Raw genomic sequence first — 19,763 nt, forward strand, 5'->3', positions numbered from 1 at the left:
TCGCGGGGAGCGAGACACCCGCGCCGCCGGGGGAGCCACCACACCCCAGCTGGTTGACTGACGCCATGACTGACCTCAACAGCAAGCCCGAGTTCGACGCCCCCGAGGGCCCGGCTCCCACCGAGCTCGTGATCACCGACATCGTCGAGGGTGACGGCGACGTCGCGCAGCCCGGCTCGACCGTCAAGGTGCACTACGCCGGCGTCGAGTACGAGTCCGGCGAGGAGTTCGACAGCTCGTGGAACCGCGGCGAGCCGATCGACTTCCCGCTCGCAGCACTCGTCCGTGGCTGGCAGGAGGGCATCCCCGGCATGAAGGTCGGCGGGCGCCGCAAGCTCACCGTCCCGCCGGAGCTCGCCTACGGCCCGGCCGGCGGCGGGCACTTCCTCTCCGGCAAGACCCTCATCTTCATCATCGACCTGCTCGGGGTCCGCTGATGCAGGTCGGCGCGCCCACCATCGAGCTGAACGACGGCCACCGCTTCCCGGAGCTCGGCCTCGGCACCTACGGGCTGAACGGCGACGAGGGCGCCGCAGCGGTCGGCGCGGCGATCACGAGCGGCTACCGGCTGCTCGACACCGCGCTGAACTACGGCAACGAGGACGCCGTCGGCCGCGCCGTGCGCGAGTCGGAGGTCGACCGCGAGGCCCTCGTCGTCACGTCGAAGCTGCCCGGGCGGCACCACGGCTACGACGAGGCACACCGCTCGATCGACGAGACGCTCGGCAACCTCGGGCTGGACCGCGTCGACCTGTACCTCATCCACTGGCCGAACCCGTCGGTCGGGAAGTTCGTCGACACGTGGAAGGCCTTGGTCGACCTCCGGGACAGCGGCAAGGTCCGCTCGATCGGCGTCTCGAACTTCACGCCCGAGCACCTGAAGGCGATCATCGACGCCACCGGTGTCGCCCCGGCGGTGAACCAGGTGGAACTGCACCCGTACTTCCCGCAGGCCGAGCTCCGCAAGGTGCACACCGAGTACGGCATCGTCACCGAGAGCTGGAGCCCGCTCGCGAAGCAGTCCGAGCTGCTCACCGAGCAGCCGGTCCTCGACGCGGCGGCCGCGCACGGCGTGACGCCCGGCCAGGTCGTGCTGCGCTGGCACGTCCAGCTCGGCGCGGTCCCGGTGCCGAAGTCCGGCGACGCGGACCGGCAGCGGGAGAACCTCGACGTCTTCGGCTTCGCGCTGACCGACGACGAGGTCCGCGCGATCTCCGGGCTCGAGCGTGGGCGTCTCTGGGACGGCGACCCGGACACGCACGAGGAGATGTAGGGGCTGCGGCCCCCACGGACGGACGGGCGCGCCCCGCTGAGCGGCGACGCGAAGCGTCGCGCGGGGCGCGCCGACCGAGCCTGCGAGGGAGGGGTGTCGGCCGACACCGCGCCTCCCGTCCGTCCCCCGGTCGCCCGTGCGTCTCGTCGCCCCCGGAGGTCGCCCGGCGGGACTACACTGGACACCCCTGTTTCCCGAAGGGTGGCGTGTGTCCGAACCGACCGAGACCGACCGCGAACGTAGCTACGTCGACGGTCTCTTCACCCGTCTCGACGAGCTGACGTCCGAGGCCGAGCAACGTCTCGCCGAGACCCGCCGCCAGGCGGTCGGCGGCAACCACCAGAGCCGCAGCGAGCGTGACGCCTACGCACGCCTGTACGAGGACACGATCGCCACGCTCGACCGCGTCGGCGACCGCCTGGTCTTCGGTCGGCTCGAGGTGTCCGAGCCGGAGTCGCCCGACGACACGTTCCGGTACATCGGCCGCGTCGGCCTCCGCGACGTCGAGCACCGACCGCTCCTGCTCGACTGGCGCGTCCCCGGTGCGAGCGCCTTCTACCAGGCGACCGCAGCGCACCCGATGGGCATGCGCGCCCGCCGCCACCTGACGCTCGAGGGTCGCACGGTCGTGAACGTCGAGGACGAGGTCTTCGACGCGACGCTGTACGACGACGAGCGCACGCACCTGCAGGGCGAGGGAGCGCTGCTCGCGGCGGTCACCGCCGAGCGCACCGGTCGGATGACCGACATCGTCGCGACGATCCAGGGCGAGCAGGACCGCATCATCCGCTCCGCGCTCGAGGGCGTCCTCATCGTGCAGGGCGGCCCCGGTACGGGCAAGACCGCCGTGGCGCTGCACCGCGCCGCGTACCTGCTGTACACGCACCGCGACCGGCTCCGGGGCTCCGGCGTGCTCATGGTCGGGCCGTCCCCGGCGTTCCTGACGTACATCGAGCAGGTGCTGCCGTCGCTCGGCGAGACCGGCGTGGTGATGGCCTCGCTCGGGTCGCTGTACCCGGGCGTGCACGCGACGATGCACGACCACGGGGACGTCGCCGCGGTGAAGGGCTCGGCGCAGATGGCGTCGCTGCTCCGCCGTGCCGTCCGCTCCCGCCAGGTCGTCCCGACCGAGTCGGTCGTGCTCGACGTCGAGGGGGAGCGGCTCACGGTGCCACCGCAGCTCGTCGCCGACGCCCTCAAGCGGGCGCAGGACCGCGGGAAGCCGCACAACGTCGCCCGGGTGACCTTCAACAAGATCGCCCTCGACGCGATGACCCGCCTGCTCGCCGACCAGCTCCGCGCCCGCGGCACGACGGTGGACGAGGCCGACGAGAAGGTCCTGCGCGAGGACATCCGCAGCTCGTACGACGCCCGAGTCCTGCTCAACACCGCGTGGCTGCCGCTGCCGCCGGAGAAGTTCCTCGAGGACCTGTACGCGCGCCCGAACTGGCTCGCCTCGCTCACGCCGGACTGGACACCCGCACGCCGCGCACTGCTCCAGCGACCGCGTGGCGCGGGCTTCACGATCGAGGACGTCCCGCTCCTCGACGAGGCCGCCGAGCTCCTCGGGCCGTTCGACCCGACCGGCGGTGCCGCGAAGCGCGCGGCCAAGGCCAGCCGCAACCGCGACATCGAGAACGCCCGCCAGGCGATCGAGAACATGGGCGTCGAGGGCATCGTCTCCGCCGAGCAGGTCGCGGGGTCCTTCGCCGAGGGCGGCGATCCCCGCACGACGGCCGAGCGCGCCGCCGAGGACCGCGAGTGGACCTACGGGCACATCGTCGTCGACGAGGCCCAGGAGCTCTCACCGATGCAGTGGCGGGTCCTCGCCCGCCGGAACCCGCTGCGGTCGTTCACGATCGTCGGTGACATGGCGCAGGGTTCCTCGCCGGCCGCCGCACGCACGTGGGACGACGTCGTCGGTGCGCTCGCACGCCGCCGTCGCGGACGTGCGCCCGTGGTGCCGCTCGACCACCGGATCGCCGAGCTCACGGTCAACTACCGCACGCCGCGCTCCATCGTGCAGGCGGCGGGCGCGTTCGCCGACGCCGCCGGACTGGCGGTCACGCGCACCGAGGCCGTGCGCGACGGCGACCCGGTCGACCGCGTGTCCGTGCCCCGGGCGGCGCTGCTCGACACGGTCGCCGAGCACGTGGACGCCGAGCGGGAGCGCATCGGCTCCGGCACGATCGGCGTCATCGTGCCCGAGGCCGAGCTCACCGCCGTCCGCGAGCGGCTCGCCCGCACCGACGCCGACGTCCGGGGGCTCGGCTCGCCGCGACCGGGGTCGGTGACGGTCTTGACGGGGGCGGACGCGAAGGGCCTCGAGTTCGACGGCGTGCTGTTGGTCGACCCCGACCGGGTCGGCGCCGACGCGGCACGCGCCGCGGCCGCGGTCTACGTGGCGATGACGCGACCGACGCGACGGCTGGTCGTGGTCGACGTCACCGACTGATCGGCTCGCCCTCGTCGCGCACCCGTGCGACGAGGGCCGCCCACGGGCCGTCGAGCTGGCTGCCGGGGATCGTGACGGTGGTGCGGGCGACCGTCACCGTCCACGTGAAGTCGTCGGGGACGGGGTGCCTCCGCCGGACCGGTGCCTCGCGCGGGAGGGCGCCGACCAGGTCGTCCCAGGCGTCCGGGTCGTCGCACGAGTCGGTGTCGATCCGCCAGCCCCGCGAGAGGCCGGCGAACCCACCACTGCGGCGGACGACGATCTGCATGCTCCGGTTGTACGCCGTCACGGACCGGTGAGCACGCCGACGCTCCGCCAGGCGTCCTCGACCGCGGCGTGCTCCGTCGAGCCCTGCCCGAAGCGTGCCGCGGCGGCGTCGACCGTGACCCGTGCGAAGCCGGCGAAGTCGATGTCCTCGGTGGTCTCGGGCGACGTCAGGGCGTCCCACCAGACGGCTCCCGCGCCCTCCCACGCGTACCCGCCGATGGTGGTCGCGGCGAGGAAGAACGCGTGGTTCGGGATGCCCGAGTTCAGGTGCACGCCGCCGGAGTCCTCGGTGGTCTCGACGTAGTCGGCCATGGTCGCCGGCTGCGGGTCCTTCCCGAGCACCGGGTCGTCGTACGCGGTCCCCGGGGCCCGCATCGACCGGAGTGCCACGCCGTGCACGTCATCGGTGAAGAGCCCCTCGCCGATCAGCCACGTGGCCTGGTCGGCGGTCTGCCCGGCGGCGTACTGCGCGACCAGCGAACCGAACACGTCGCTCACCGACTCGTTCAGCGCGCCCGACTGCCCCTGGTACGTAAGGTCGGCGGTGTACTGGGTCACGCCGTGGGCCAGCTCGTGGCCGATGACGTCGAGCGCGACCGTGAAGCGCCGGAACACCTCGTCGTCCCCGTCGCCGAACACCATGCGACGCCCGTCCCAGTAGGCGTTGTCGTAGTCCTGCCCGTAGTGCACCGTGGCGTCGAGGGGGAGCCCGGCGCCGTCGATCGACACCCGGCCGAACACGTCGAGCCAGAACGCGTGCGTCGCGCCGAGTCCGGCGTACGCCTCGTCGACCGCGGCGTCACCGGAGTCGGGGTCGCCCTCGCGCCGGACGACCGTGCCGGGCAGGGTGGTCGTGCCTCGCGCGTCGGCGACGGTGCGCTGCGGCGAGCGGTCGACCGAGCCGCTGATGCCCTGCGGTCGGACGCGGTGCTCGTGCTTCGGAGCGGTGACGACGTCCATCTCGGCGAGCGCGGTCCGTGCCGCCGAGGCCGCGCGGGGGTGCTCCGACGCGGCGGCGACGGCGCGCAGCAGGTACGGCGGGACGACGGAGTGGCGGCGGGTGGCGGTCATGGCGCCATGGAACCACCGACGACCGACGACGGTGCTGCCCGGTCCGGAGCGGCTGGCCGGCTGGGGCTGCCGGGGCCCGGCGGGTCAGTCGCGCTGGCGGTGCTCCACCAGCGCCAGGGCGTACGACTCCCACCACTGCCCGGCCGCCGGTCCGCCGTTGCAGGTGCCGTCGCTGAGCCCGGGCGTCTTCACCCAGAGCAGGGCGTCGAGCCGGGTCGACCCCGCGGTGACGTGCGGTGCCTGTCCGAGTCCCGCACCCTCGGGGTTGCACCAGGTGCCGCGCCAGCCCTGCCCGTTCCGCGAGACGTCGATCACGAAGTGCGGGTCGCCACCGATCGCGTCCGCCAACCGGTCGGCGTACGCGCGTTCCGTGTCCACCCGGTAGAAGTTCGAGACGTTCGTCGCGAAGCCCTGCGTCCGGTCGACCCCGGCCGCCCGCAGCCACCGTGCCATCTCGGTCACGGGGACCCGGTCCTCGTTGCCGCCGTCGAGGTACACCGTCAATCCGTGTCCGGCGAGCTCGTCCACGACGCGGTCCAGCAGTCGCAGGCGCTCCCGGCCGAGGCGCTCGCAGACGTGGATCTGCGCGATCGAGTCCGGTTCGACGAGCACGACCGCGTGCGAGCCGGCCATCGCCCGGACGGCCGACCGCACCCACGGCAGGTAGGCGTCCTCGGCGGTGCCGCCGGCGGAGTAGCTGCCGCAGTCGCGGTCCGGGATCGCGTAGAGGACGAAGACGGGCGTGCGGTGCTGCTGCTCGGCGCCCCGGACCACCCGCCGGACGACCTGTCGGGTGACGGACTCGGAGGGGTTCGTCAGCCAGGTCGCGACGGGCTGGTCCGCGATGACGTCGATCTGCTCGGCGGTCGCGCGTTCGCCGTCCGCTCGGGCCTCGGCGGCTCGGCGCGCAGCCTGTCCGTCCTGGTCCGGCTGGTGGGCCAGGCCGCCCGGGAACGCGGCCGCGGCCGACTCGCGCTCCGCGATCGCCCGGCCCGGCTCGACACCGTTGCTCCTCGTCCTCGTCGTCGTCGCGCCGGGGGTGCCGGTGCCGTCCGGACCGTCGTCGGACCCCGACACCGTGGAGAGGACGAGCCCGCCCACGGCCACGGCGACGACCGCTCCGACGGCGAGCACCGCCCACTGTCGTCGTCCGCTGCCCCTGGTGCGGCCGCGCGTCCCCTGCTCCGGCATGCGTCCATGTTGGCAGCAGGCCACAGCGTCGTGCCAGGGTGGCCCGGCGTCCGCCCAGGTGGGGCGCGGCCGGCTGCCAGGAGCCGGCAGCGATACTGACCGGATGTTCCGGAAGCTCCTGCTGCTCGCCCTCACCGCCGGCTACGCCTGGGTGATCTGGCGGATGACCCTCACGCCGCGGGTCTTCACGCACGCGCAGGACGAGCTCGTGGTGCACGTGATCGGTTGGATGCAGCAGCTGCCGCACGGTGCCTGGTTCACCTACGACCGGGTCGAGTTCCTCGCGAACATCGGGATGTTCGTCCCCGTCGGGATGATCGCAGCGCTGTGGCTGCCGCGTCGCTGGTGGCTGCTGGGCGCCGTGGTCGCGGTCGTGCTGTCGGTCGGGATCGAGCTCGCGCAGGCCCGCTTCCTGCCGTACCGGGTCGCGGATCCGCGGGACGTGCTGTCGAACGGTCTCGGCGGGCTGCTCGGTGCCACCCTCGTCGGGCTCGTCCGGAGCCTGCTGCCGGTGCCGCGACGGCAGCGGCTGCGCGCCCGCCCTGCCTGATCTCTGGTAGTCTCGTCCGGTTGCCGTCGAACGGCCGCGGACAAAGAGCGCCCATGCATCAGGCATGAGCACCGCGCAACGGACAGGAAGGGGATCATCCATGGCACTTGACGCGAAGGTCAAGCAGGAGATCATCGAAGAGTACGCGACCCACCCGGGCGACACCGGATCCCCCGAGGTCCAGGTCGCCGTTCTGACGCGTCGCATCAACGACCTGAACGAGCACCTCAAGGAGCACAAGCACGACCACCACTCGCGTCGTGGTCTGCTGCTCATGGTCGGTCAGCGTCGCCGTCTCCTCGGGTACCTCTCCGACGTCGACATCAGCCGCTACCGTGCGCTCATCGAGCGCCTCGGCCTGCGTCGCTAGTCGACTCGCAGACACTGCGTGACCGAACGCCCCGGTCCTCCTCGTGAGGACCGGGGCGTTCCTCGTCCCCGGCCGGCCACGACCGGGAATGGTTGCGCCCCGGCCTCGGTTCGGTACGATGTTCATGCAAACGCATCGAAAGTCGGGAACTGTCATGACCACAATCGCCGTCGTCTCCGCCGGGCTCTCCGAGCCCAGCTCCACCCGCCTGCTCGCGGATCGGCTCGCCGCGTCCGCGGTCACCGCCGTCTCGGCCGACCAGCCGGGAGGCACGGTGGACGTCCGCCACGTCGAGCTGCGTCCGATCGCCCACGAGATCGTCGACGCGATGCTCACCGGGTTCGCCGCACCGGGCCTGGCCGCCGCTCAGCGCACCGTGCTCGAGGCAGACGCGCTCGTCTTCGTCACCCCGGTCTTCACCGCGGGGATGAGCGGTCTGGCGAAGTCGTTCCTCGACGTGCTCGACAAGGACGGCGTGACCGACCTGCCGGTGCTGCTCGCGGCGACCGGGGGCACCGCACGGCACTCGCTCGCGATCGACCACGCCCTCCGCCCGGTGTTCGCGTACCTGCGCGCCGCCGTCGTACCGACCGGTGTCTTCGCCGCGACCGACGACTGGGGGAGCGAGGCGGACTCCGCCGCGCTGGACGCACGCATCCGCCGGGCCGGGGTCGACCTGGCCTGGGCGATCCGCGCCTCCCGGCGGACGCCGCAGCAGGAGACGCTCGCCGCGCCGACCGACTTCGCGTCCCTGCTCGGTGGCCTCGGCCACTGACCCGCGGTACCGGACGGTGTCGGCCGGTCAGTACCAGTGCGGGTTGACGCTCATCTCGTGGTTCCACGCCGCGCAGGGCGAGCCGTAGGCGTCGTGGATGTACGCCAGCCCCCAGTTGACCTGGGTGGCGGCGTTCGTCCGCCAGTCCGCCCCGGCGACCGCCATCTTGCTCGCGGGCAGTGACTGGGGGATGCCGTACGCACCGCTCGAGGCGTTGAGGGCGTTGGCCCGCCAGCCCGACTCCTGGTTCCAGAGGGAGACCAGGCACGAGAACTGGTCTCCGCCCCAGCCGTAGGCGCCGATCGCACTGCGGGCGTACGCCTGCGCACCGGCCGGGTCGACCGTGACGCCGCCCGTGCTCGGGTAGGACGTGTCGGTCCCGCCGCTGGTCGCGACCGGCGCCGGGGCCGAGGGGGCGGCTGCCGCCGCCGCGCGCTGGGCTGCGGCGGCTCGCTCGCGCGCCCGCTGCTGCGCGGCCTTTTGTGCGGCGACCTGCACGCCGAGCTCGTACCGCTGCTCGGTCGTGGCGGTGGTGTCCTTCAGGGTGGCCAGCTGCGCGTAGAGCTCGTCGCTGTGCTGCTGGGTGTCGGCGACGGCCCGCTCGGCGGCGTCGGAGGCCGTCCGGGCCGTGGCGGACCGTTCCTCGGCGGCGGCGGCGAGGGTGCTCCGCTCGGACTCGGCACGCTCGGCCTGGTCGTGCAGCGACTCCGCCGTGCGGCCGGCGACCGAGGCGTCCTCGAGGACGCCCTCCCACGTGCTCGAGAGCTGGTCGACGGCGCCGAGCTGGTAGAGCAGCTGGTCCGGGTCGTCCGTGGTGGCGATGCGCGTGGTCATCGCGTTCTGGCTGCCGTCCCGGTACAGGGTCGCGGCGAGCTGCCCCGCACGGTCCTGCGCCTGGGTGGCGGTGCGCTCGGCGGTGTCGGCCTGGGACCGGAGCGCCGTGGCGGTCTGCGTCGCCGACGCGAGGTCCGCCTCGGCACGGTCGGCGGCCTCGGAGGCGTCGAGGGCGGTCTGCGACTTCGCCGCGGCGTCGGCCTGCACGGACCGCAGTGCCGCCTGCACCTTCGTCGCCTCTGCGGCCGCGGCCTGCTCGTCCCCCTTCGCGCGCTGCACGTCCTGCCACGTGGGGTACTCCGTCGTCGACGCGCTCGCGGGCAGGGCGGTGACGACCGGTGCGACGAGCGCGCCCACGACCACGGCGGCCGCGACGAGCACGCGCCGGGGAGGGCTGGTGCGCATGTCGGCAGGCTACCGGGGACACGCCCGTTCGCCAGGAGCAACACCCGCCGGGTGCCTGAGGACTGGTAAAGTCCTCATCGTCCGGGGACCGTTCTCCGGACGTCACGCTCCGGACGTCACAATCGCGGAGCTGGCACACAACACTGCGCAGACCGGGCACGGAGCTGGTCATCGGTGGTGGCTCGCGGGCCGTTCGGAGTCCCGAGTGCTTCTACTGCTGGCCAGACATGCGCCCCGACCCCTCGGCGCGCACGCACCACGAGTGCCGTCGCCCAGGTCTGCCGAACACGTCAAGGAGGCACCCTTTTGGAGGGTCCCGAGATCAAGTTCGCCGAAGCCGTCATCGACAACGGCAAGTTCGGCAAGCGCGTCGTCCGGTTCGAGACCGGCCGCCTCGCACAGCAGGCCCAGGGCGCGGTCGCCGCGTACCTCGACGAGGAGACCATGCTCCTCTCGGCCACCAGCGCCGGCAAGCACCCGCGTGAGGGCTTCGACTTCTTCCCGCTGACGGTCGACGTCGAGGAGCGCTCGTACGCCGCCGGCAAGATCCCCGGTTCGTTCTTCCGTCGCGAAGGCCGTCCGAGCACCGAGGCGATCCTCGTCTGCCGTCTCATCGACCGGCCGCTGCGCCCGTCGTTCGTCGACGGCCTGCGCAACGAGGTCCAGATCGTCATCACCGTCCTGAGCATCGCGCCGGACGAGTTCTACGACGCGCTCGCGATCAACGCGGCGTCCGCGTCGACGCAGATCTCCGGTCTGCCGTTCTCCGGCCCGATCGCCGGTGTGCGCCTCGCGCTCATCGGTGACCAGTGGGTCGCGTTCCCGAAGGCCTCGCAGCTCGAGGAAGCGGTCTTCGACCTCACCGTCGCCGGCCGTGTCGTCACCGACGACCAGGGCAACGAGGACGTCGCGATCATGATGGTCGAGGCGGAGGCGACCGAGCACGCCTGGGGCCTCATCCAGGGCGGCGCCACCAAGCCCGACGAGGCGATCGTCGCGCAGGGCCTCGAGGCGGCCAAGCCGTTCCTCAAGGTCCTCGTCGAGGCGCAGGCGAAGATGGCCGCACAGTCGGCCAAGGAGATCCAGGACTACCCGGTCTTCCCGCCGTACGCCCCCGAGGTCTACTCCGCCGTCGAGGCCCTCGCCCTCGACGAGCTCAAGGACGTCTACCAGATCGCCGGCAAGCTCGAGCGTCAGGACAAGGACGACGCCCTGAAGGCCCGCGTCAAGGAGGCCGTCGCCGCCAAGGTCGAGGCCGGGGAGCTCCCCGAGTCCGCCAACGGCCAGGTCAGCGGAGCGTACAAGTCGGTCACGAAGAAGGTCGTCCGCGGCCGCATCCTGACCGAGCAGGTCCGCATGGACGGTCGCGGCCTCGCCGACATCCGTCCGCTCGACGCCGAGGTCGCCGTGATCCCGCGCGTCCACGGCTCGGCGATCTTCCAGCGCGGCGAGACGCAGATCCTCGGCGTCACCACGCTGAACATGCTCAAGATGGAGCAGCAGATCGACTCGCTGTCGCCCGTCACGAAGAAGCGCTACCTGCACCACTACAACTTCCCGCCGTACTCGACGGGTGAGACCGGTCGCGTCGGTTCGCCGAAGCGTCGCGAGATCGGGCACGGCTTCCTCGCCGAGCGCGCCCTCGTGCCGGTGCTGCCGTCGCGCGAGGAGTTCCCCTACGCCATCCGTCAGGTGTCCGAGGCCCTCGGCTCCAACGGTTCGACGTCGATGGGCTCCGTCTGCGCCTCGACCCTGTCGCTCCTCAACGCCGGTGTGCCGCTGCGCGCGCCGGTCGCGGGCATCGCGATGGGCCTCGTCTCCGACACCGTCGACGGCCAGACCCGCTACGCGGCGCTGACCGACATCCTCGGTGCCGAGGACGCCCTCGGCGACATGGACTTCAAGGTCGCCGGTACCTCCGAGTTCGTCACCGCCATCCAGCTCGACACGAAGCTCGACGGCATCCCGTCGTCGGTCCTCGACGCCGCGCTGAAGCAGGCCAAGGAGGCCCGCTCGGCCATCCTCGGTGTGCTCACCGAGGCGATCGACGCCCCCGACGAGATGGCGGACACCGCTCCGCGCGTCATCTCGGTGCAGATCCCCGTCGACAAGATCGGCGAGCTGATCGGCCCGAAGGGCAAGACGATCAACGGGATCCAGGACGAGACCGGCGCCGACATCTCGATCGAGGACGACGGCACGGTCTACATCGGCGCCGTCGACGGCCCGTCGGCCGAGGCCGCCCGTGCGCAGGTCAACGCCATCGCGAACCCGACGAACCCGGAGATCGGGGACCAGTTCCTCGGCACGGTCGTCAAGATCGCGACGTTCGGTGCCTTCGTGTCGCTGCTCCCGGGCCGCGACGGTCTGCTCCACGTCTCCGAGGTCCGCAAGCTCGCCGGTGGCAAGCGCGTGGAGAACGTCGAGGACGTGCTCGGCGTCGGCCAGAAGGTCCTGGTCGAGGTCACCAAGGTGGACGACCGCGGCAAGCTCTCGCTCGCGCCGGTCGTCGCCGACGAGGTGGACACCGAGGGCCGCGAGGGCCACGAGAAGCACACCGAGGACAACGCCGAGGGTTGATCCCTCGCGCCTCGCGCTGCTGACACGACGACGGCCGCCACTCCTGCTGGAGCGGCGGCCGTCGCCGTGTCCCGGGCGGCGTCAGGAGGCGGGGGTCTCCTGCGTGCCGGTGAGCTGCGCGCGGCCGAGCAGGTGCTCGCGGAGCAGGAAGCCGACGACCGCCGGCGTGGCGTCGGCGGGGGCCTCGAGCACCGGCACGTCGAGGGCGCTGACGGTGAAGACGTAGCGGTGCGGACCGTGGCCGGCGGGCGGGGCGGCACCGAGGAAGGTGTCCGTGCCGTACTCGTTGCGACGCCGCAGCGCCTCGGCGGGCAGCAGCGCGTCGTCGGTGCCGGCGCCCTGCGGGAGCGACGTGGTCGAGGCCGGGACGTCCGTCAGGCTCCAGTGCCAGAAGCCCGAGCCGGTCGGGGCGTCGGGGTCGTACACGGTGAGGACGTAGCTCTGCGTGCCGTCGGGGGCGCCGGACCACTCGAGCGCGGGGGAGCGGTCCTCACCACCGGCGTCGGAGCCGCGTGCCCAGTCGGGCAGTGCGCCACCGTCGCTGAAGTCGGGGCTGGTCAGGGTGAACGAGGGGACCTCGGGGAGGTTCCAGTTGGGGTCGTTGGCCATGCGTACAGCCAACACCCGCGTCCTGTCCCGTGGATGGGACGGACGGGAGGCGCGGGACGGCGCCGCCACGTGCCTCCCGGTCGTCCGCTGCCCACCCGGGAGGCGTCGGACGGGCCCGTCCTGGTCAGCGCGTGATGACGCGCTCGACGACCCGCCCGAGCGCGGCGGTGGCCGCGATGGCGTCGCCGGCGTACGCACCGGCCATGACGCCGTCGCGCGCGAGCATGAGCTCGTCGGCGCCGTCGCCCGGCATCGGGTGTCCGGCGCGCTGCAGCAGCGCGAAGAGCTGTTCCGTGTACCAGTCGCGGTGCGCGGCGACGACCTGGCGGACCGGGTCGCGGGGATCGTGGTACTCGGCAGCGGCGTTGAGGAAGGCGCAGCCGCGGAAGTCCGGTCGGCCGACGTCGTCCGAGACGGCGGAGACCCAGGCGCGGACGGCCTCGACCGGGGAGGCTGCCTCCTCGACCAGGCGCGCGAAGGCCTGCTGCACCCGCTCGTCCTGCGCCCGGATGTAGGCCAGGATCAGGTTGTCCTTCGACCCGTAGTGCTTGTAGAACGTCGCCTTCGTGACGCTCGCCTCGGAGATCAGGCGGTCGACGCCGACGCCGCGGATGCCCTCTTCGTAGAAGAGTCTCGACGCGGTCTCGAGGATGCGGACCTTCGCGCCGCCGGAGCGGGGAGCCGGGGGGACGCTCGACCCGTCCGGCGACGCGAGGTTCGTGCTCGGGCCGGGGAGACGCTGGACGGCCGGTTGGGGGGAATCGACCGTCACAGCGCTGCTCCTCGGACTCATCGGCTCCGCGGGGGAGTGGGGGACTCCGCCGCGCAGGACTGATGTCCCGAGCCACCGGGTCGGAATCTAGGGGGGCTTCCGACCCGATGTGACGACTGTACCACAGTGAGGACAGACAGACGAGTCTTTCTATCCTCCTCGAATGTACCCCAGTTCGAGGCACGCGCCGCGAGCCTGTGGAATCTGGATGATCGGCCCCGCCGGGTCAGTAGGCTCTCCTGCGATGAACCAGCCAGTGCCGTTGCCGCTCGAGGCCCAGGACACGTCCTTCCTGACGTCCGGTGGTGCCTTCGTCCGTCGATCCGTGCTGCCGTCCGGTGTCCGGGTCCTCACCGAGTCGGTGCCGGGGGCGAGCTCCACGAGCCTCGGCTTCTGGGTCGGTGTCGGGTCCCGTGACGAGCGCGAAGGGCAGTTCGGGTCCACGCACTTCCTCGAGCACCTGCTCTTCAAGGGCACCGGTCGACGCAGCGCACTCGACATCGCCATCGCGTTCGACTCCGTGGGCGGTGAGCACAACGCCGCGACCGCCAAGGAGTACACCTGCTACTACGCGCGGGTCCGGGACACCGACGTCCCGATGGCGGTCGAGGTGATCGGCGACATGGTCACCGGCTCGGTGCTCGACGCGGACGCCTTCGCCGTCGAGCGCGGCGTCATCCTCGAGGAGCTGGCGATGGCCGCCGACGACCCGGCGGACGTCGCGGGCGAGGCCTTCTTCGCCGCTGCCTTCGACGGGCACCCCCTCGGCCGTCCGATCGGCGGGATACCCGAGAGCATCCGTGCCGTCGGGCGCGACGAGGTCCTCGACCACTACCGGGAGCACTACGCACCGAACGGCATCGTCGTCACCGCCGCTGGTGCCGTCGACCACGACCGCTTCCGCGAGCTCGTCGAGCGCGTCTTCCGCGACGCCCCGCGGGCCTCGCCGCTCGCCCGGCGCTCTCCGCAGCCCGTCGCCGACCCGGCGGTGCCGCGCCTCGCTGTCGCGCACCGGCCGACCGAGCAGGTCAGCATGCTCCGTGGTTCGCAGGGGCTGGACCTCCGCGACGAACGCCGCCCGGTGCTCAGCGTGCTGAACGCCGTGCTCGGCGGGGGCATGAGCTCGCGCCTCTTCCAGGAGGTCCGCGAGCGCCGCGGACTCGCCTACGCCGTGTCCTCCTTCGCCCCGGCCTACCTCGACAACGGCGCCTTCGGCGTCTACGCCGGCTGTGCCCCGGACAACGTCGCCGGCGTGGTCAAGATCATCGACGCCGAGTTCGCACGGATGGTCGACGACGGCATCACCGAGGACGAGCTCCGCCGCGCCAAGGGCCAGATCGAGGGAGCCCTGACGCTCTCGCTCGAGGACTCTGACGCCCGGATGACCCGCCTCGGCCGGTCCGAACTGGGCACGGGGGAGTTCACCGACCTCGGCACCGCGCTGCAGCGGGTCGACCGGGTCACCGCCGGCGACGTGCTCGACCTGGCGCGCGACCTGCTCACCCGACCCACGATCACCTCGGTGGTGGGAGCCGTGCAGCGGGACGAACTCGCCGCGGCCATCGGCGTCGAGGGGTGACGGACGTGTCGCACTACCTGTACCTCGTCCGGCACGGTGAACACCAGGACGCCGAGCACGGACTCCGCGACGGCAAGCTCTCCGAACGCGGCAAGCGCCAGGCAGTGCTCGTCGCCGACCGCCTCGGCGGGGTGCCCTTCGACGGCGTGTACCACTCGCCGCTCGACGCGCCGAGCGAGACGGCTGCGTACCTCGCACAGCGGCTGCCCTCGATCCAGCCGGAGCCCTCGACGCTGCTCTTCGACTGCATCCCGTCGGGACCGACGCCGGACATGCCGCACGCGTACCAGGGCTGGTACGGCGGCGTGACGGAAGAGGAGATCGTCGCCGGGCAGGCCCAGATGGGCGACGCCGTCGCCGAGTGGTTCACCCCGGCGCGCGAGGACCGCCACGACCTGCTCATCACGCACAACGCCGTGATCGGCTGGTTCGTCCGCGAGGCCTTCCAGGCACCGGAGTGGCGCTGGATGGGCACCAACGTGGCGCACACGGCGCTCACCATCATCCGGATCCGCTCCGCGAAGCCGGCCGAGGTGGTCACCCTCAACGACCTGGCGCACCTGCCGGTGGAGCTCCGCACGGGTCTGCCGGTCGAACAACCCGTCTAGCGGCCCGCCACCCAGCGCGCCACGGGGCCGGCCGGGAGGCACGACACCGGTCAGCGCACCGGCTTGCGGTACCAGGCGGTCGCGTTGGGGTTCTCGTTGAACGCCGCGGTGCGCTCGTACCCGCGGCTCCGGTACATCGCACCCGCGGCGACGAGCGAGTCGTTCGTGTCGAGGACGACGCTCGTCGCGCCGAGGTCCCGCGCGGCGCCCTCCAGTGCGTCCATCACCGCGGTCGCCACGCCCCGACCCCGTCCGGCGGGGGAGACGTAGACGTGCTTCACCTCGAACCGTGCGTCGTCGTCCGGCGTGGCATCGCCGTCCGCACGGGCGGCGATCCGTCGCAGGCCGCCGCACCCGATCGGGAGCGCCCCGTCCTCGTCGACCTCGTACGCGACCACGAACACGCCGTTCGGCGCCGTGAACTCGACGGCCGGGGTGCGCTTCCGCGAGTACGAGCCCTGCGCACTCGGGAAGGTCGCCTCGCGCTCGTCGAGGTAGGCGTCGAGCAGCGCGTCGACCTCGGGTGCATCGGCGGGGACGGACCTGACCTGGAGCGGCATGCGTCGATCCTAGGATGGAGCCATGGTCACTCCCGTCGCCGTCGTCGGCGCCACCGGTCGTCTCGGGGGCCTGGTGGCCTCCGTCGTGGAGTCGCTCGACGGCTTCGAGCTCGTCGCGTCGCTGTCCTCGAAGGACGCCGTGCACGAGGCACCGCCGTCGGCGTTCGGCGGAGCAGCCGTCGTGGTGGACGTCACCGTCCCGGCGCTGAGCCCCGCGATCGTCGACCACGCCCTGGCGAGCGGCGCGAACGTCCTCGTCGGGACCTCCGGCTGGTCGCTCGACCGCCTCGCGACGCTCCGCTCCGGGCTCGAGGCGCGGCCCGACCAGGGTGTGCTCGTCGTCCCGAACTTCTCGATCGGGTCGGTGCTCGCCACGCACCTCGCCACGATCGCCGCGCCGTGGTTCCCGTCCGTCGAGATCGTCGAGACGCACCACGCGGGCAAGATCGACAGCCCGTCGGGCACCGCCGTCCGGACCGCCGAGCTCATCGCGGACGCCCGTCGCGAGGTCGGCCCCGTCGACGCCCCGCACGTCGACCAGCGTGCCCGCGGGCAGCAGGTGGCGAGCGTCCCGATCCACTCCCTGCGCCTGGCGGGGGTGAAGGCGGTGCAGGACGTGCTGCTGAGCGGCCCCGGTGAGACCGTCACGATCCGCCACGACACGAACGACGACGTGGCCTACGTCGCAGGCGTCCGCGCGGCGCTGTCCGCCGTGGTCGGTGCCCGCGGCCTGACCGTCGGGCTCGGCAGCGTCCTCGGCATCGGCCAGCCGTGACGTCGACCTGGCGGTCCCTCCGCTCCCCGTTCTGGGGTGCGGCGCTGATGACCCTGCTGCTCGCGCTCTACATCGGGCTCGTCGGTCAGCGTGCGGTCGCGTTCGTGGCGACCGGGCAGCCGATCGGCATCGGCATCGGCGTCGCGCTGTTAATCGTCGCGGCGATCGGCGCGCTGCTGCTCGTGCTCGAGGTCCGCTTCGGGCTGCGCATCACACGGCTCGGCGCGCGGCTCGAGCGCGAGGGCGCGACCCCGGACGACGTCGTCCCCGTCCGCCCGTCGGGGCGCCCCACGCGCGAGGCAGCCGACGAGCTGTTCCCGCGGTACCGGGACGCCGTCGAGGCCGACCCCGAGGACTGGCGCGGCTGGTACCGACTGGGCATCGTCTACGACGCCGCCGGTGACCGCAAGCGCGCGCGAGCGGCGATGCGGACCGCACTGGTGAAGGCGGCGGCGACCCGCTGACGGACGGGAGGCCCGTGGCAGTGTCCGCCACGGGCCTCCCGTCCGCCGGGTCGTCGGGTCGTTCCGGTCGTCGGGTCAGAAGGCCGCGTCGACCGCGTCCTCGGCGTGCTCGTACCGGAACCGGTAGCCGGACCCGGTGAGCTTGCGCGGCACCATGCGCTGGCTCGAGAGCAGCATCTCGTCGGCGGCCTCGCGGAGCAGCGTGCGCAGGGCGAAGGCCGGTACGCTGAACAGGTAGGGGCGGTGCAGGTCCTCGGCGACGCGGCGGGTGATGCGGTTCGACACCGCGGCCTCCGGCCCGGCCAGGTTGACGGGGCCGCGCACGTCGGCGGCCTCCGGGCTGGTGGCGAGGTGCACGATCGCGCCGACCTCGTCCTCGAGCGCGATCCACGGCCAGAACTGGCCACCGGTGCCGAGCTTGCCGCCCAGTCCCGCCTTGGTGAGCGGTACGAGGGGTGCGAGTGCGCCGCCGCCCTGCCCGACCACGATGCCGGTGCGGAGCAGGACGACGCGGACGCCCTCGGGGGCTGCGGTCGCGGCGGCCTCCCACTGCGTGCAGACGTCGGCGAGGAAGCCCCGGCCGGCCTCGGCGTCGTCGTCGAGGACGTCCACGGGACGGTCGCCGTACACGCCCGAGGCCGAGCCGGACAGGAAGAGCGCCGGAGGGTTCGTCGCGTGGCGCATCGCCTCGACGAGGGTCTCGGTGGCCTGCACGCGCGAGTCGAGGATCTCCCGCTTGTACGACTCGGTCCAGGGCAGCCTGCCGATGTTCGCGCCGGCGAGGTTGATCACGACGTCCGCGCCGTCGAGCACCGCCGGGTCGAGCGGTCGCGTGCCGGGGGACCAGCGGAACGCGCTCGCGGTGCGGGGTTCGCTGCGGGTCAGCGTCGTGACGTGGTGTCCGGCCTCGCGCAGGGCGCGGACGAGGGGGGTCCCGATGAAGCCGGACGCACCGGCGACGAGGATCGAGATCGGCTGGGTCGACATGCGGCCCACGGTACTCAGCGAGCCCCGGGTTCTCCTCGTGGACGGAGGCTCGCCGTGTCGTGGACGTAGGCTCTCCGTGTGAGCGAGACCGTGCAGCCCGATCCCACCGTCCCCACTCCCTACGAAGACCTGCTGCGCCGGGTGCTCGAGGAGGGTGCGCCGAAGGGCGACCGCACCGGCACCGGCACGCGCAGCATCTTCGGCGCGCAGCTCCGGTACGACCTGTCGCAGGGCTTCCCGCTGGTCACGACCAAGCGCGTGCACTTCAAGTCCGTCGCCTACGAGCTGCTCTGGTTCCTGCGCGGCGACGGCAACGCCCGGTGGCTGCAGGAGCACGGCGTGCGCATCTGGAACGAGTGGGCGGACGAGGACGGCGACCTCGGCCCGGTCTACGGCGTGCAGTGGCGCTCGTGGCCGACCCCGTCGGGGGAGCACGTCGACCAGATCGCCCAGGTGATCGAGCAGATCCGGACGAACCCGGACTCCCGTCGTCTCATCGTCTCGGCCTGGAACGTCGCCGACGTGCCGGAGATGGCGCTCGCCCCCTGCCACGCGTTCTTCCAGTTCTCCGTGGTCGACGGCAAGCTCTCGTGCCAGCTGTACCAGCGGAGCGCGGACATGTTCCTCGGCGTGCCGTTCAACATCGCGTCCTACGCGCTGCTCACGCACATGATCGCCGCGCAGACCGGGCTCGAGGTCGGCGACTTCGTGTGGACCGGCGGCGACTGCCACGTGTACGACAACCACGTCGAGCAGGTCCGCGAGCAGCTCTCCCGCACGGCGTACCCGTACCCGACGCTCGAGATCGCTCCGCGCGACTCGATCGACGACTACGTGTACGAGGACTTCACGGTCGTCGACTACGAGCACCACCCGGCGATCAAGGCCGCGGTCGCCGTCTGATGGCCTGGACCGAGCCCGTCCGCGGTGTCGGCATGGTCTGGGCGCGCACCGCGTCCGGCGTGATCGGCGCCGACGGCGGCATCCCGTGGCACGTCCCGGAGGACCTCGCGCACTTCCGGCAGGTCACCGGCGACGCCGTGGTCGTGATGGGGCGGCGCACCTGGGACTCACTGCCGCCGCGGTTCCGACCACTGCCGGGGCGTCGGAACGTCGTGCTGACGCGGGACCCCTCGTGGTCGGCCGAGGGCGCCGAGGTCGTGCACGACCTGGCGACCGCACTCGACACCGACGAGACCGTGTGGGTGATCGGCGGGGGAGCCGTCTACGCCGACGCCCTGCCCTTCGCCGACCGGGTGTCCGAGACGATCGTCGACCGTGACGTACCGGGAGACACCCGCGCGCCGGCGCTCGACGACGCGTGGGAGCTCGTCGACGAGGGCCCGTGGCAGGAGTCGCGCGTCGACGCCACCCGCTACCGCTTCCTGGAGTGGCGCCGCCGCGCGTAGTGCCCGCGGTGCCCGCGGTGCCCGCGGTGCCCGCGATGCCCGCGGCCGGCACGCGCCGGCGCGACGTGCTCGCGCACAACACGAAGCACGTCGCGCCACGCAATCCCGTGGCGCGACGTGCTTCCGGTTGTGCACCGCGCCAGCGCGCGGCGTCCACCCGCCGGGCCGTGAGTCGCCGCACGGAGCCGAGCCGCGCCTCCCGGCCGCAGCCGCGCGCCGTCCGCGAGCC

At 72.6% G+C, this 19,763-nt stretch carries 21 protein-coding genes; 13 read left to right on the forward strand and 8 right to left on the reverse strand.

The genetic code is table 11. From position 1 onward, the window contains the following. Positions 1-65 precede the first annotated feature (65 nt). The 3 genes from M3666_RS06650 to M3666_RS06660 all read left to right on the forward strand — a co-directional run bounded on the left by M3666_RS06650 (position 66) and on the right by M3666_RS06660 (position 3,728). Positions 66-437 carry an FKBP-type peptidyl-prolyl cis-trans isomerase gene (locus M3666_RS06650; RefSeq protein WP_058728797.1) on the forward strand — a complete coding sequence of 124 codons (372 nt, stop codon included), beginning with the start codon at positions 66-68 and terminating at the stop codon, positions 435-437. Further along, a complete protein-coding gene (locus tag M3666_RS06655) occupies positions 437-1,273 on the forward strand; it encodes an aldo/keto reductase (protein WP_251154810.1) in 837 nt (278 codons plus the stop codon). The genes M3666_RS06650 and M3666_RS06655 overlap by 1 nt, the downstream gene beginning before the upstream one ends. 208 nt (positions 1,274-1,481) lie before the next feature. Further along, on the forward strand, positions 1,482-3,728 hold the full coding sequence (locus tag M3666_RS06660; protein WP_251154811.1) for an ATP-binding domain-containing protein: 2,247 nt from the start codon (positions 1,482-1,484) through the stop codon (positions 3,726-3,728). On the opposite strand, the gene M3666_RS06665 is transcribed toward M3666_RS06660, so the two are convergent. The 3 genes from M3666_RS06665 to M3666_RS06675 form a co-directional block, all read right to left on the reverse strand. Beyond that, on the reverse strand, positions 3,718-3,996 hold the full coding sequence (locus M3666_RS06665; protein WP_251154812.1) for a protealysin inhibitor emfourin: 279 nt from the start codon (positions 3,994-3,996) through the stop codon (positions 3,718-3,720). The genes M3666_RS06660 and M3666_RS06665 overlap by 11 nt on opposite strands. A gap of 17 nt (positions 3,997-4,013) precedes the next feature. Then, positions 4,014-5,066 carry a M4 family metallopeptidase gene (locus tag M3666_RS06670; protein ID WP_251154813.1) on the reverse strand — a complete coding sequence of 351 codons (1,053 nt, stop codon included), beginning with the start codon at positions 5,064-5,066 and terminating at the stop codon, positions 4,014-4,016. A gap of 84 nt (positions 5,067-5,150) precedes the next feature. Further along, the gene (locus M3666_RS06675; protein WP_251154814.1) at positions 5,151-6,257 is read right to left on the reverse strand and encodes a glycoside hydrolase family 6 protein; all 1,107 of its coding nucleotides are present in this window, start codon (positions 6,255-6,257) and stop codon (positions 5,151-5,153) included. Positions 6,258-6,360: 103 nt separating this feature from the next. Between M3666_RS06675 and M3666_RS06680 the strand changes: the two genes are divergently transcribed. The 3 genes from M3666_RS06680 to M3666_RS06690 all read left to right on the forward strand — a co-directional run bounded on the left by M3666_RS06680 (position 6,361) and on the right by M3666_RS06690 (position 7,952). After that, the gene (locus M3666_RS06680) at positions 6,361-6,807 is read left to right on the forward strand and encodes a VanZ family protein (protein WP_251154815.1); all 447 of its coding nucleotides are present in this window, start codon (positions 6,361-6,363) and stop codon (positions 6,805-6,807) included. A 100-nt stretch (positions 6,808-6,907) separates the two neighbouring features. Next, on the forward strand, positions 6,908-7,177 hold the full coding sequence (rpsO, locus tag M3666_RS06685; RefSeq protein WP_058742593.1) for a 30S ribosomal protein S15: 270 nt from the start codon (positions 6,908-6,910) through the stop codon (positions 7,175-7,177). A 154-nt stretch (positions 7,178-7,331) separates the two neighbouring features. Next, a complete protein-coding gene (locus M3666_RS06690; protein WP_066653250.1) occupies positions 7,332-7,952 on the forward strand; it encodes a CE1759 family FMN reductase in 621 nt (206 codons plus the stop codon). A 27-nt stretch (positions 7,953-7,979) separates the two neighbouring features. Here M3666_RS06690 and M3666_RS06695 read toward each other — a convergent pair whose 3' ends face one another. Continuing rightward, positions 7,980-9,191, reverse strand: a complete 1,212-nt coding sequence (locus M3666_RS06695) for a hypothetical protein (protein ID WP_251154816.1) — start codon at positions 9,189-9,191, stop codon at positions 7,980-7,982. Positions 9,192-9,497: 306 nt separating this feature from the next. Between M3666_RS06695 and M3666_RS06700 the strand changes: the two genes are divergently transcribed. Continuing rightward, complete coding sequence (locus M3666_RS06700; RefSeq protein WP_066653253.1) at positions 9,498-11,771, forward strand: polyribonucleotide nucleotidyltransferase; 2,274 nt, start codon at positions 9,498-9,500, stop codon at positions 11,769-11,771. A gap of 81 nt (positions 11,772-11,852) precedes the next feature. Here M3666_RS06700 and M3666_RS06705 read toward each other — a convergent pair whose 3' ends face one another. Next, on the reverse strand, positions 11,853-12,380 hold the full coding sequence (locus M3666_RS06705; protein ID WP_066653256.1) for a YbhB/YbcL family Raf kinase inhibitor-like protein: 528 nt from the start codon (positions 12,378-12,380) through the stop codon (positions 11,853-11,855). 124 nt (positions 12,381-12,504) lie between these two features. Next, positions 12,505-13,152: a TetR/AcrR family transcriptional regulator gene (locus tag M3666_RS06710; protein ID WP_066653259.1), complete on the reverse strand. Its 648-nt coding sequence runs from the start codon at positions 13,150-13,152 to the stop codon at positions 12,505-12,507. Positions 13,153-13,396: 244 nt separating this feature from the next. Here M3666_RS06710 and M3666_RS06715 point away from each other — a divergent pair, with 244 nt between their 5' ends. Both M3666_RS06715 and M3666_RS06720 read left to right on the forward strand, forming a co-directional pair. Next, positions 13,397-14,731 carry a pitrilysin family protein gene (locus M3666_RS06715; protein ID WP_251154817.1) on the forward strand — a complete coding sequence of 445 codons (1,335 nt, stop codon included), beginning with the start codon at positions 13,397-13,399 and terminating at the stop codon, positions 14,729-14,731. A 5-nt stretch (positions 14,732-14,736) separates the two neighbouring features. Next, a complete protein-coding gene (locus tag M3666_RS06720; RefSeq protein WP_066657952.1) occupies positions 14,737-15,339 on the forward strand; it encodes a histidine phosphatase family protein in 603 nt (200 codons plus the stop codon). A gap of 50 nt (positions 15,340-15,389) precedes the next feature. Here the strand turns inward: M3666_RS06720 and M3666_RS06725 are convergent, their stop codons facing one another. Next, entirely contained in the window at positions 15,390-15,899 is a 510-nt protein-coding gene (locus M3666_RS06725; RefSeq protein WP_251154818.1) for a GNAT family N-acetyltransferase, read from the reverse strand. Positions 15,900-15,921: 22 nt separating this feature from the next. On the opposite strand from M3666_RS06725, the gene M3666_RS06730 reads away from it, so the two are divergent. Then, positions 15,922-16,674: a 4-hydroxy-tetrahydrodipicolinate reductase gene (locus tag M3666_RS06730; RefSeq protein WP_251154819.1), complete on the forward strand. Its 753-nt coding sequence runs from the start codon at positions 15,922-15,924 to the stop codon at positions 16,672-16,674. After that, a complete protein-coding gene (locus M3666_RS06735) occupies positions 16,671-17,138 on the forward strand; it encodes a tetratricopeptide repeat protein (RefSeq protein WP_308301836.1) in 468 nt (155 codons plus the stop codon). Before M3666_RS06730 ends, M3666_RS06735 begins: the two co-directional genes overlap by 4 nt. Before the next feature lie 75 nt (positions 17,139-17,213). Here M3666_RS06735 and M3666_RS06740 read toward each other — a convergent pair whose 3' ends face one another. Further along, complete coding sequence (locus tag M3666_RS06740) at positions 17,214-18,125, reverse strand: TIGR01777 family oxidoreductase (RefSeq protein ID WP_251154820.1); 912 nt, start codon at positions 18,123-18,125, stop codon at positions 17,214-17,216. A gap of 78 nt (positions 18,126-18,203) precedes the next feature. Between M3666_RS06740 and M3666_RS06745 the strand changes: the two genes are divergently transcribed. Both M3666_RS06745 and M3666_RS06750 read left to right on the forward strand, forming a co-directional pair. Then, the gene (locus M3666_RS06745) at positions 18,204-19,028 is read left to right on the forward strand and encodes a thymidylate synthase (RefSeq protein WP_251154821.1); all 825 of its coding nucleotides are present in this window, start codon (positions 18,204-18,206) and stop codon (positions 19,026-19,028) included. After that, positions 19,028-19,534, forward strand: a complete 507-nt coding sequence (locus M3666_RS06750) for a dihydrofolate reductase (protein ID WP_251154822.1) — start codon at positions 19,028-19,030, stop codon at positions 19,532-19,534. The genes M3666_RS06745 and M3666_RS06750 overlap by 1 nt, the downstream gene beginning before the upstream one ends. Positions 19,535-19,763: the final 229 nt, after the last annotated feature.

The organism is Curtobacterium sp. ODYSSEY 48 V2, from assembly GCF_023712625.1.
Classification (GTDB): Bacteria; Actinomycetota; Actinomycetes; order Actinomycetales; family Microbacteriaceae; genus Curtobacterium.